Here is a 12222-nt window from a genome sequence, read left to right as displayed (position 1 = left end):
TCGGATTGAAAAAAAGCGTACCTAACAAGGTACGCTTTTTTATATTTGATAAAACCAATAAGAGAAGACATATCAAAGAGATGAAATATATAAGGCCGTCTGAAACATTCAGACGGCCTTTGTTCTTGGTTCAACCAAAATTAATCAATCCAAAGTGGACGTACTGCGTTTCAGGAACCATTCGCTGAAAGGCCACTCAACACTGTCGAGTAAGTTTTTGGTAATTAGCCCCAGTTCCGTATCGCCTTCGATTTGCAATTTACGGTTGAAAAATAAGGTATCGGGATCTTCCTCGCGCATCATCATGCGCATGAAATCTATACCGTTGGCGGCCAGCCTCAGATCGGGGGCGCCCCTGAAGTTGTCGTCCAGGAATTTTTCCGTATCGGCACTAAACCGCACTTTGATACCGGCATCCAAAACTTCGATTTCGAATTTTCTTCCGGCAAAAAGTTCCATATCGGCAGGCAGTAAACCTTTTTTCAGCATGGTATTCAATACGGAGACCAAAACAAAGCGTGGAGGTTTGCCGGGAAGTTTGGTACCGATTTTTGCCATCCATTTGGGTAATATGATTTCAGGCAGCGCCATAATATGCCTCCTTCACGGTTTCAATACCGGGCTGACCGCGCCAATAGCCGTCAACCAGTGTTCCGGTAGTCAGTCGTTCCAACTCGGGGCGGACATCTTCCCATGTGGCTTTTCCGTCCAATACATCGCGGTGAATTTGGATAATTTCAGCCATGCTGTGCATTTGTGGCGACAGTCTGAGCATATTCACGCCGATTTTATTTAAGTCTTCATGGTGGGGCAGTAGGTTTTGGCAACCGTAAGACATGGTTTGGATGCCGTTGATGGTGAGAAACGGCTGGCCTTCTCGCGTATTCATGGCCATACCGTGCTCGTGGTCGAGACAGCGGAACTCGCAACTGTCTTTATTCAGATTGTAATGGCGGGCGGTAAAGCAACGTGATGAATAGGCGAGCGGCATTTTACCCCAAGCGAAGAGTTCGGTTTCAATGCCGTCTGAAGCTTTGATGATTTCGGCAACCTTATCGCGGCTCAGCTCGGACGGTGCAATCCAGCGGAATGCCCCTAATTTTCGGAATACGTCCAAAGTGGTTTCGTTGTAGATATTCAGGCTTGCACCGGCAACAAACGGGATGCCATGTTCGCATGCCAATTTGACCGCACCCATGTCGTTGGCTTCAACTTTAAACTTTCCCTGCTCCGTGATTTTGCGCAGGCGTTTCAGATCGGATTCGCTTTCGAGCAGGACTTGTGAAGAAAGAATAATCTCCTTACCGCTTTCCGCCAAGTCTTCAGCCAGTCCGAACCAGTCGGCAAAGCGCATTTTCTGACGGCGTGAGCAGACTACCTCACCCAAATAAACAGTGTCCAACGGCGTATCCAGCATGGAAACATAAAATTCCAGCAGGGCTTCTTTTTGCCAGAAAAATAAAATAGGGCCCAGCGACAATTTCAATGAATTCATTTTCTTCCCCTTATTTCCATGGGCGGTTGTATGCGCCCAAAGTTGTCTGATGACCTTCCGAAACTTTGCTCAAGGCATTGTTCCAGGACGGATTGACTTTGAAATGCGATGGGTCGGCTGCGGCTGCATCCAGTGCTTGGCGAAGGGATTTGGTTACTTGCGCCGTATACATCGGACTGCGTTGGCGTCCCTCGATTTTGATGGCGGACACACCGATTTTGATGAGTTCGGGCAACATTTCCAAAACATTCAGGCTGGTCGGTTCTTCCAAAGCATAGTAGGTTTCATCATTGACTTCAAAGCGGCCTTTGCACAAGGTTGGATAACCTGCCGGTTCATTGGGTTTGTATTGGTCTATCAATACCTGGTTTAGACGTACGTTCATGCGGTCGGGCAGTTGTTCCCAGCGGACGGATTTTGCCGGAGAGCAGACACCTTGCATATTGGGTGATTCGCCTGTTGCATAGCTCGACAAGATGCAACGGCCTTCCACCATCACACACAAACTGCCGAAACCAAAGACTTCAATTTCCACATCAGTATTGTCAATCACATGTTTGACCTGATCGATGGTCAGCACGCGCGGCAAAACGGCACGACGGATGCCGAACAGCTCTTTCATCATATTGATGGCTTCGTAATTGGTGGCCGAACCTTGTACCGACATATGCAGGCGTAAATTCGGATGTTTGTCTGCCGCATACGCCATGATGGCGGGGTCGGCAACAATAATCGCATCGGCACCCAAATCCGCCGCCGTATCCACAGCAGCGTGCCAACGCTCCACTTGGCCGGCTTGTGCGAATGTATTGATGGCCATCAGTACATTGCGCCCGCGCGCATGGGCGTAAGCTACGCCTTCCCGCGCAGATTTCATATCGAAATTCAGTCCCGGAAAGTTTCGTGCATTGGTCGCATCTTTCAAACCCATGTAAACCGTGTCCGCACCGTTGTCCACAGCGGTTTTCAGTGCAGGCAGGTTGCCGGCGGGGCAGACCAATTCTGGAATTTTCTGCATTTTGTGTTCCTCGTCTTGATGATAACCTCTATCGGGTTAATCAATATTTTGTAGAATTCCGAATATTTTATGGATTAATGACACAAGATATGCTGACTTAAATCAAATCGAAAAATCCATGTTGACGTAGACATATTGTTTACAAAATCTTAACAGACGTTGTTTTTTATATATTTCATGTGCTTAAAAATTTTGATGACGGATTTTGTTTCAAAATCGGCTTATGTTTTTAACTATCGTATTTATTAATTTTTACAATAATGGCGATAGAAAAATGAAAAAAGGCCGTCTGAAAATCTGGTTTCAGACGGCCTTTTGCTTTAAAGGGATATATTTAAGAGAGACCCAAACGCTTATCAGGTCGGGTAAACACAAAAATAAACAGGGAAGTTAACGCGCCCAAAGTATCGGCAAGCATGTCTTTTTGCGCGTCCCAAATATCACCTTGAGAACCCAAGAATTCCAGTCCGACCTCTCCGCCGTCGATGACAGCATATTGCCATTCGATGATTTCATAGGCGGCAGCCACGCTCATAATGAAGAACAGGGAGAAAAATAAGGCCAACGGCAGGTTGCACAGCTTGCGGCGCAGCAGCCACTCAGCCATAGGATAGGCGTAGAAGCCGATGATGTAATGGGCAATACGGTCGTAATGATTGCGGTTTTCGCCCAAAATTGGCTCGACAAAGCGGTTGATGGATTCGAACGGTACATCTGCAAAAGTATAGTATGCACCGATGGAATGCATGATCAGCCAAAAACTCATGAATAAGTAGGCCAAGTTGCTGAAGCGGAAAATGCGGTAGGTAGTAACAAGAAGGAAGAATACGGATGCTACGGGGATGATTTCGGCGTACCAGACTGCGCGATCATGAGGATTAATGCCTGACCAAACAATAAGGGCGAAGATAATCGTAGCAAGAAAAATGGGAAAGATTGGAGAGGGTTTATTCATTTTTTGTGTGTAATAACAATGGTTGCGTATTGTATAACGAATTGGCAGGGCTGGCAGTTTCATACATTCAAGGCCGTCTGAAAACATCTTTCAGACGGCCTGAAGTTTAGCCGTTCCAGAAATAACGGGTGATGTGGAAAAACACAGGTGCAGCAAAACAAATCGAATCCACACGGTCAAGCATACCGCCGTGGCCGCGTATCATATTGCCCCAGTCTTTGACACCGTAATCGCGTTTGATGGCAGACATAACCAGGCCGCCAAAGAAACCCATCAGGCAGACGATAAAGCCGATAACGGCTGCTTGGCCGTGGGAGAACGGTGTAATCGGCGACATCAACGCGGAAATGGCTGTGGCCGATAAAATACCGCCGACTGTACCGGAAATGGTTTTGGACGGGGATAGTGAGGGCATGATTTTTGCACCGCCAATCAGTTTGCCCCAAACGTATTGCAACACATCCGATACTTGCACCACGCCAATAAGGAAGATCAGCAACAGGATATTGTTGCTATTATCGAAGCCGTCCAAGTCTAGAAACATCAGCGCCGGAACATGGGACAGGCAGAAGATGCAAATCATCGCCATCCATTGCGTTTTGGCGGCGCGTTCCAAAAAATGCGCGGTTTGGCCGCTGAGGCTGGCAATAATCGGCAGTATCAAAAAGCCATAAACCGGAATAAAAATGCTGAACATGCCATACCAGCCGTCATAGACAAAATAGTATTGCACCGGCAGTAGCAGGTAAAAGCAGACCACCATGCTGTAATAGTCGCTGCGGCGGCGATAGACGAGGGTCATAAACTCGCGTAGTGCGGCAAATGAAATCAGGAAAAACAGTACAACCGTCCCGATTTTGCCGAACCAAAACGCGCCCAGTAACACCAACGTCATCAGCCACCATGCGTAAATACGGGCGTTGAGGTTGGCGATGGTGGCATTATCTGCGCCGTTTTTACGCTTGAGCCATTGTCCGATGATGCTGGCAAAACACAATACGGCAAATACGCCGACAAAAATATAGCTGGCTTGCGGAGTCAGATGAGCGGCGGCTTGTTCGACAATGATTTGTTGGGAAGTCGTAGAAAGGCTCATGCTTGTCCTCCTTTGTTTTGCTGAACTTCAGATTCATTTTGGCAAAGCTCGCTGCGGTCGTTTTCAGACGGCCTGAGTGCCAGCAGCGCTTCACGGCTACGTGTCAAAAAGCTGTCTTTGTCTTCGTTTTCCTTTAAGGTAAGCGGCTGTCCGATATGGACTTCACACAAAAGCGGTATAGGCAGGATTTTGCCTTTGGGCAGTACGCGGCTGATGTTGTCTATCCAAATCGGCACAAATTCGGTATTGGGTTTGCTTTTCGCCAGATGATAAATGCCGGACTTGAACGGCAGCAGGATGGTGTTGTCGTCAGTATTACGCGTGCCTTCAGGGAAAATAATCAAGGAGTCGCCTGCGTTCAGCGCGTCTTTCATCTGTTCGGTAATCGCTTGCGGATTATCGCTATGGCGCGGAATCAGCAAGGCGTTGAAAACATTTTGAATGATGAAGCGTTTGAGTTTGCTCGTCAGCCAGTAATCCGAACCGGCGACAGGGCGCGTGGACAAGCGCCAGCGGCGGGGCAGGGAAATCCACACCAATACAAAATCGCCATGGCTGCCGTGATTGGCGTAATAGACTTTTTGGTGCTGATTGAATGTCAGCTCGCGCGGGCTTTTAGGGCGTACGCCCGTAAGAAAAGAGACCGACAGACACAAGGCTTGGTCGGTCAGCCAGGCAAGTTGTTTTTTGAGGAAGTTTTTCATTGTTTCTGCCTTTTGAAGTGAGATACCGCTCTAGATCTGGTTTGGGTAAATCAGCCAAAATAATCAAATGCTTTGGATAAGCAAAATTAAAAATTGTGCGACGGTCAGGTATAAGCATTTGCGCCATAGGGAAAGTGCGCCGTTTATCCGTTGGATCAAAGTACGGCTGCCTGAAATTTGACGCAAACCGTTTTGCTGTAAGGCGTGGTCGAAGTCTTCAGGAGAGTAGCGGTTGTCGGCAAAGTCTTGGAACACGCGGCGATCGAAGTGAACGCGGATATAGCAGTACAACAAAACCGCTGCCAAGACAAGTTGTACCGCAAACCATGCGCCGCCATATTTTGCCGACAAGGCGAGCAGCAGAGCGTTGCAGGCGGCAACATAATGTGCGGTAGAGAGCAGGTGGGCAGTAATACGGCTGTCGGTTGCGTTGTCCATCATTATCCTTGTTTCAAACGGTTTGCTGCAGCTTCGACTGCTTGGGCGGTGGCCGGCGATAATACCATTTGCGGCCGAGCCTGTTTGAGTTCGGCCTTCGCTTGCGCCAAGTTTTTGCAGCCACCATAGACCAGCAGCCACGTCAGCACCACTGCGGCACTTCTTCCATAACCCAAAGCGCAACATACCAGCGCTTTGCCGTGTTTTTGGCGCAAGGTTTCCAATATCAAGGCCGTCTGAACCAAATCGTTTTCAGACGGCGTTACCATATCCAGTAAAGGCAGGACGCGATATTCTCCTGGATAGCTACGGCAGGGATATTCGGCGCATACATCCAATACGGCAGGCAGATGATTTGAAATTCCCAAAATGCTGCCAATCAATACATCATGGCGGACTTGTGCCGTTTTCGCCTTACCTCGTAACCAATACGCCATGTTTAGCCGCACGCCCACCAGATAAGGCAACAGCAAAACCGTAGCTGCCGCCGATAATTTACCGTTAGCCTGTTTTTGGAATACGTTTGCATTTCCAGTCAAATAGGCAAAGGCCACCATCAGCAAAGACACGCTCATCCATATCAACCACAGCCACGCGCCACCTAGCAGCGCAGGCAACGCCGTCAAACACGCGCCAAGCAAATACAGCAGCACAATCTTTCTTGAGCGTACATCACTTGAGCCCAGTTTTAACGGCGAAGTCATCTGACGCGGGAAAGCCCACAACACCAGCCAGCCGAGCAATGCTCCGGTCGGCACGTCAATAAAATGATGTTGATAAGTCGTCAGTACCGACAAGGCAATCAGGCTTTGCCATACGAAAAGCGGCAGGCGGATTTTGGGAAAGCGCGTCCAATAAAATGCACCCACGATAACCGCCAACGCAATATGCAAAGATGGTGCTTGGTTGTATGGCAAATCAAATGCAGCCAATGAATCAAACAGCCAGCCTGACAGCCCATCAGCAGGCGGTTTAGGCCACCCGAAACGCAGCGGAAACAGCACAAAGCAAACAGTCGCAATCAGTTGGGCGGCTACAAGGTGCGCTACATATCGGTTTTGTTCATGTGTATCACGGCAAAGAAAAAATGCCGCTGCATACATCAGGTTTAGCGACCAATAAGGCACAATCGTCCATGCCCAAAACGGAATATTGCTCTCCCATGCAAAAGCGATTTCAGGCACATAGTCCAGCGATGCCGCGTAATGGTTGGAGAAGCCGTAGCTGGTGTAGAACAAGATACCGACTGAAATCAGCTTGAGTAGGGAAGTTTTGAGAGAGGGTTTCATGGATAGGTATATGGTTTAAATAAGGCCGTCTGAAAGTTAAAAATTGTTCAGACGGCCTTTATTTTTATTTCTTCACTGCCAAGCTCACGGTGAAAATACCGTCTTCGTCTATCCATTGATGGATTTTTTCAAAACCGGCTTTTTCAACTAACTGATCCATTTCCTGCTGGCTACGGCGGCGCATTACCCAGTTTGGGCTGCCTGCTTTGTGGCTGGTCAGGGCGCGGGCAATCATTTCCAGTTGCGGATGCCATGGCTGTCCGGTGTAAATCAGGTAGCCGCCGGTTTCAATAGCTTCGCCGAAGCCGTAGAGTGAGTTCAAAATCAAATCGTTGTCGGCAAACAATTCGTGCAGGCCGGAGACGATGCCAAGCGTTGGGCGTGGCTGTAAATTGTGATAATTGGCGCGGTCGTAGGCATTGACCTCGTTAAAGGTAACCGTATTTTGCAAGCCACGCTCGGCAATCAGCTTGCGACCGGCTTCGACATTAATCGGGCTGTAATCGCGCAAGCGTACGGAATCAGGCAATGTGTCGGCAGTTAGGGCATCCAATACATAGCGGCCATGACCGGACGCAATATCCAAAACGTGTACAGGTTTCCCAGCTTCACGCAGTTTGGCTGAGGCCGTCTGAATGGCTTTGCCAATATTGACTTTGCGTTGGCGGATACCGCGCCAGCCGATGGCGTTGAGATAGTATTTGTCCACCCATACACCAAAAGTGTTGCTGCCTTGCGGTTGATTGCGGTAAACGTAATCCAGTGTGCTACCCGAATCAAAACCTGTTTCTTGACCGATTCTCAAACCTTCACTCCAGCGCGAACCCAGTTTGAGCGAGGCGCGATATGTCGCCCAAAATGCGCCGCGAGGCGTACAAACAGGCAAAGGCGTAGCCAGTTCGTCAGCTTCGCGACGGCTGTCTCCAAACAAGTGCGCTTGAGTCAGATCGACTTGTTGCAAAGGCTGATTGAAACGATTGCGGATAAAACGGCGCATTTCGACAAACGCGATTTCACGGTCTTGCTCGCCTAACGTATCGTGGTAGAAACCGGGCAGGATATGGCGCTCTTTAATATGGCTGCCTAAGCGGTTGTAGAAATCGTGTTGCGGTTTGTGATGAACGACCCAATCGCTGCCAGAAATCAACAGTTGTACAGGCGTAGTAATCGCTTGTGCATCGGCAACGACGCGCTCGGCAGCTTCATATAAACCCAGCAGGATACGAACGGAAATAGCGCGGGCAATAAGCGGATCATTGTCGTAGCTTTTTTGACGTTCGACGTTGTGGGTCAGATAGTGGGCTTTGACGTAGCTGTTGACAAAGAAATTGCCACGCCATTTTTGCATGATTTTTAAACCGGTACGGGCAAACGGCACATAGAGTTTGACTTTGAACGCAGGCGAAGCCAATACGGCGCAACGGATTTTCGGCGCGTAATCGTGCAACCAAGTAGAAACCAATACCGCACCGACACTTTGCGCAATCACACAAATGTTTTCAGGTTTGATGCCGTATTCGCTTTGAATGTGTCGGATAAAATCATCCACATCTGCAACCGAAGTGCCGATACTCGGACTATCGCCGCGCTCACCGGGGCTGTAACCATGACCGCGTGCGTCCCAAGCAAAATAGGCAAAATCATCAAACCCCAGTTCATCTGCCACAAACATCATCCGGCCGGAGTGCTCATGTCCGCGATGGAACAGCACAATGGCTTTGTCGGAAGAACCATCGGCAGCAGGGCGATAGCGGTAGAAAAGCGAAGTACCGTCTTGGGTAGAAAAGTATTTTTGCTGTTCGGACATGAGAAACTCCTAATAGTCATATTTTTTGAACAGTATCATGACATATCGAATAAATGCAATGATTATCCGATAGACGGACGAATGCAATGATGGGGAGATATGTTAAGTGCCGATTATGGTCGATACGATGAGTCAGTCAGTGGTTCATTTAAGATTTTTAGCATTTTTTTCTCATGATCTTTTATCTCGCTTTCTGTCCAGTTTGTGTAACTCATCATAATAGCTTGTTTTAAGCTATCATAAGTATCCTTTCCTTTGTAATACTGCCGTTTCCAATCTGGAAGTTTATTACTGAAACTGGAATTTTTACTTTGAGATAACAAATATAGATTGCCAAAATTATCTAAGACATTTGTATCTAATTTATCTAGGCCAAAATCTTGAGAGGGATTTTGTGGGTAATGGTGCTCAACCGAGCTTCTAAAACTAAATCTAAAATTTTTCCAGATAGATTGTTTAGATTGGTCAATAGCTGAAAAGACCTCTACCTTGTCTTGATATTTCCATAATTGATAATCCAATCGATTAAATACAAAATTTGGGACGTTTACTCCATCATTCCAAGACTTATGTACTGAAGGGGTGGTGTAGTTATCATTTAAGATAATTCTCATAAAATCCCTGTTTCCATTGCAGTTGTTTTCAAAATAAAATTTATCACAAAGATTTTCAAGAAACTGAATATATGTTTCTTGAGTAATACTTTTCTTATTCTCGAATAACCAACGCAATGTAGCATATAGCCAGTTTTTATAGATTCGGGATGGATTAGAAACATGAAACATAGAAAGCAACATTATTGCGTTCTTAGTTTTATCATCAGTTTCTTCAGTATCAGTGGAATTGCCATTGTCGATACCAAAAACATTTTTATAGTAATAATTCTTTGATTCTCCTTTTTTAATTTCCCATAAAGACCAATGCTCATTTTCTGAACGTAGTGAATTTGATTTAATAATATATTTATCAAATAAATGCCGACAAGATAGCAATATATCTATAAAATTTACGATCTTTTCTTTGTTCCAGTCTTCATTGTTAAAAGCATGCAAAAGTTCTTTTTCATCCAGAGGAATCTCTTTAAAGGTAGTTTCGTTAATGCCAGTAGGAAATTTTTCTAGATAAATTTTCAAGATATGCATTAAGAAGTTAGGGAAATCAATAACGGAATTAAAACGCCCATCTGTCTGCTCGTTTGTTTTTTCTTGGAAGGAGTGGATATCCCCATTATCGGCGGTTATTAATTGAAGAATCGATTGTTCTTCATTTGCGGAGCCGTTATCTGAATGTTGAGTTTTTTTTGCATCAGCAATATTCCCAATAATTTCATTAAATTTTTTTGGAATAGTATTTTCCCAATTCTTGCCAAAAATATTTTCTCTAAGTGTGGTTTCAATTCCCATTACAACATATCGGCTCATGTCAGAACACGCATCCCAAATTTTGGCAAAAATAGAGCGTTCACTATCTGTGTCTAAAACCTCCATCAAAGCAGCCTTGATAATCTCATGTTTTTCTAATTGCTCTCCCCGCGTATTCATAATTTCAAAGTAATGATTGAGGTCGGTGTCTTTGGGTACTTCGGTTCTAATAATTTTAACGTTTTCTTGTAAGAACTCTGCCAAACCCCTTCCTTCTTTTTCTGTTCTCTCAGTTTCCCAATATTTTTTTATTGATTTTAAAGCATTTTTAAAAACATCAGGTATGGAGTCAGAGTCAAGATGTCTTAAGGCATCGTCGGAGTCATTTCTATGCTCAAAGGATACATTACTAACAAAGGTATCTGATTTTAAGTAGTGCATGATTAAAGTCAGTGTGGTCAATCGTTGTTGCCCGTCTATGACTTCTAAATCTCCATTTTCTCTTTTGTAAATGACTAAGCTGCCAATATAATAATTATTCTTATTTTTCTCATATGCATTCCATAGGTCTTGGATAAGAAGGCTAATTTCATTATCTCCCCATGCGTAATTACGTTGATAAATAGGAATAATATATTTGTCTTTATTTAAATTTAATAATTCATTTATGGTTAATGTTTTTACGTAATCATTATTTGTTTTCATCTTTAATTTCCAAAATCTCTTTTATTTTAGGGTCTACATGTTTTGAAAAATTGACTTTTCCGGTTTGTTGAATAAAACGCATGACTTGTTCGGGTGTGATGGATCTTTCAATATAAGAAATTAATCCAGCTTTATCATGAACTTTATCATGAACTTTATCATGAACTTTATCATGAACTTTATCATGAACTTTATTTTCAATGGTCTTAAAGGTAATACGCCGATATTCTACCCGAGTACGGTAAGCCCATAGAAAAGCTTTGGTTATAAATTCTTCAAAATGGCTTTCTCCAAATTTATCAAAGTAGAACAATACGGTACATTCAAATAAATTTCTAATGTATTTATCACCAGTTCGATAGCTGTATTTATGATTGTTTAAAAAAGCCATTACTCCTTTTTCTAAATCAATTCCATTAATAGAATGAATTTTATCTAACAATCCATCCTTTTCTTTAAATAGTTTTTCATAGATGACCGTATAATGTTCAATGTAATCAAAGAAATATTTTCCATTAATTAGCACTTGTGTGGCTTGAAATGCTGATATCGATCGATATAAAAATGGATTTTCATGTGATAATTTTTGTATGGCATGAGTAGCTAATATTCCGTGTAAGTAAGGATAATTAACTTTTTCATGAACGCCTTTAAATGTATCTAATTCATCTGATGTAAATATTTCTGCATCCTCTTTGTAATGCCAGCGGCGAAGTCTAAATAAGATATAGTTGATAATTTTATCTAAATTATTTATATCATTAGACATTGCAGATTTTTCCCAGCGTTCGACACATTGGTGAATAATCCGCTTGTCTTTATCTCTCATGTCTCTTAAATGATAGGCTTTTAAGAGGTCATAAGATTCTAAAGGTTTGCCTCTGGCATTTTGTGAATCAAAAAATTGAAAAGCCTCATCTAAGTCATTTAATTCAATACAAACCATTTCACACCTGTTAAGGAGGTAATCCTTAAATTCATTTGTGAAATTATAGTTTTTAAGAAAATTATAGTTCGTTGTAATATTCTTTTTGCTGATGCTATGATTCGGTTTTTCCTTTAAAAGAGACACATCCTTCCCCAGCTTATGAAGCAATAACGAGAGTGTAATAAGCCGCTGTTGGCCATCTACTATTTCAGAACAGTCTTTATCTTTATTTTTATTTAAAACAATTGTTCCGATGCGGTATATTTTTTTCCCCTCCCTAAAATTTTGGAGCAGGTCATCGATTAATTGTTGTACATTTTTAATTGTCCATTTGTATGGTCTTTGATAATTAGGGATACTCAAATTTAATTTAAATATGTCATCAATCTTGAGTATTTCTGCTTTTTCTATGCTCATATAGATACC

11 protein-coding genes are annotated in these 12222 nt (G+C 44.0%); all 11 read right to left on the bottom strand.

Annotation, left to right across the window (positions count from 1 at the left end):
• Positions 1-144: 144 nt before the first annotated feature.
• Entirely contained in the window at positions 145-591 is a 447-nt protein-coding gene (gene ubiT, locus DBY97_RS02440; protein ID WP_107857310.1) for a ubiquinone anaerobic biosynthesis accessory factor UbiT, read from the bottom strand.
• A complete protein-coding gene (gene ubiV, locus DBY97_RS02435) occupies positions 578-1495 on the bottom strand; it encodes a ubiquinone anaerobic biosynthesis protein UbiV (RefSeq protein WP_107857309.1) in 918 nt (305 codons plus the stop codon). Before ubiV ends, ubiT begins: the two co-directional genes overlap by 14 nt.
• Positions 1496-1505: 10 nt before the next feature.
• A complete protein-coding gene (ubiU, locus tag DBY97_RS02430; RefSeq protein ID WP_003748766.1) occupies positions 1506-2513 on the bottom strand; it encodes a ubiquinone anaerobic biosynthesis protein UbiU in 1008 nt (335 codons plus the stop codon).
• Between the two features lie 334 nt (positions 2514-2847).
• On the bottom strand, positions 2848-3468 hold the full coding sequence (locus tag DBY97_RS02425) for a DUF2238 domain-containing protein (RefSeq protein ID WP_107857463.1): 621 nt from the start codon (positions 3466-3468) through the stop codon (positions 2848-2850).
• Between the two features lie 106 nt (positions 3469-3574).
• On the bottom strand, positions 3575-4564 hold the full coding sequence (locus tag DBY97_RS02420) for a phosphatidate cytidylyltransferase (RefSeq protein ID WP_107857308.1): 990 nt from the start codon (positions 4562-4564) through the stop codon (positions 3575-3577).
• The gene (locus DBY97_RS02415) at positions 4561-5268 is read right to left on the bottom strand and encodes a lysophospholipid acyltransferase family protein (RefSeq protein ID WP_107857307.1); all 708 of its coding nucleotides are present in this window, start codon (positions 5266-5268) and stop codon (positions 4561-4563) included. The genes DBY97_RS02420 and DBY97_RS02415 overlap by 4 nt, the downstream gene beginning before the upstream one ends.
• A 63-nt stretch (positions 5269-5331) precedes the next feature.
• Positions 5332-5706 carry a hypothetical protein gene (locus DBY97_RS02410; protein ID WP_107857306.1) on the bottom strand — a complete coding sequence of 125 codons (375 nt, stop codon included), beginning with the start codon at positions 5704-5706 and terminating at the stop codon, positions 5332-5334.
• A 2-nt stretch (positions 5707-5708) separates the two neighbouring features.
• Entirely contained in the window at positions 5709-6995 is a 1287-nt protein-coding gene (locus DBY97_RS02405; RefSeq protein ID WP_199900727.1) for a phosphatase PAP2/dual specificity phosphatase family protein, read from the bottom strand.
• 64 nt (positions 6996-7059) lie between these two features.
• Entirely contained in the window at positions 7060-8802 is a 1743-nt protein-coding gene (locus DBY97_RS02400; RefSeq protein ID WP_107857304.1) for a bifunctional alpha/beta hydrolase/class I SAM-dependent methyltransferase, read from the bottom strand.
• A gap of 113 nt (positions 8803-8915) precedes the next feature.
• Positions 8916-10868, bottom strand: a complete 1953-nt coding sequence (locus DBY97_RS02395; protein ID WP_107857303.1) for a DUF262 domain-containing protein — start codon at positions 10866-10868, stop codon at positions 8916-8918.
• Positions 10855-12213, bottom strand: coding sequence for a DUF262 domain-containing protein (locus tag DBY97_RS02390; RefSeq protein WP_107857302.1), 1359 nt, complete (start codon positions 12211-12213; stop codon positions 10855-10857). The genes DBY97_RS02395 and DBY97_RS02390 overlap by 14 nt, the downstream gene beginning before the upstream one ends.
• Between the last annotated feature and the right edge of the window lie 9 nt (positions 12214-12222).

The sequence above is a fragment of the Neisseria subflava genome (assembly GCF_003044645.1).
Classification (GTDB): Bacteria; Pseudomonadota; Gammaproteobacteria; order Burkholderiales; family Neisseriaceae; genus Neisseria; species Neisseria subflava_B.
The sequence above is the reverse complement of the archived record's forward strand: the minus strand, read 5'-3'. Positions and strand labels throughout refer to the sequence as shown.

What these genes read in the sequence shown, in the direction of transcription:
- ubiT (WP_107857310.1), bottom strand. Translation starts at nt 591, where the DNA reads ATGGCGCTGCCTGAAATCATATTACCCAAATGGATGGCAAAAATCGGT.
- ubiV (WP_107857309.1), bottom strand. Translation starts at nt 1,495, where the DNA reads ATGAATTCATTGAAATTGTCGCTGGGCCCTATTTTATTTTTCTGGCAA.
- ubiU (WP_003748766.1), bottom strand. Translation starts at nt 2,513, where the DNA reads ATGCAGAAAATTCCAGAATTGGTCTGCCCCGCCGGCAACCTGCCTGCA.
- DBY97_RS02425 (WP_107857463.1), bottom strand. Translation starts at nt 3,468, where the DNA reads ATGAATAAACCCTCTCCAATCTTTCCCATTTTTCTTGCTACGATTATC.
- DBY97_RS02420 (WP_107857308.1), bottom strand. Translation starts at nt 4,564, where the DNA reads ATGAGCCTTTCTACGACTTCCCAACAAATCATTGTCGAACAAGCCGCC.
- DBY97_RS02415 (WP_107857307.1), bottom strand. Translation starts at nt 5,268, where the DNA reads ATGAAAAACTTCCTCAAAAAACAACTTGCCTGGCTGACCGACCAAGCC.
- DBY97_RS02410 (WP_107857306.1), bottom strand. Translation starts at nt 5,706, where the DNA reads ATGGACAACGCAACCGACAGCCGTATTACTGCCCACCTGCTCTCTACC.
- DBY97_RS02405 (WP_199900727.1), bottom strand. Translation starts at nt 6,995, where the DNA reads ATGAAACCCTCTCTCAAAACTTCCCTACTCAAGCTGATTTCAGTCGGT.
- DBY97_RS02400 (WP_107857304.1), bottom strand. Translation starts at nt 8,802, where the DNA reads ATGTCCGAACAGCAAAAATACTTTTCTACCCAAGACGGTACTTCGCTT.
- DBY97_RS02395 (WP_107857303.1), bottom strand. Translation starts at nt 10,868, where the DNA reads ATGAAAACAAATAATGATTACGTAAAAACATTAACCATAAATGAATTA.
- DBY97_RS02390 (WP_107857302.1), bottom strand. Translation starts at nt 12,213, where the DNA reads ATGAGCATAGAAAAAGCAGAAATACTCAAGATTGATGACATATTTAAA.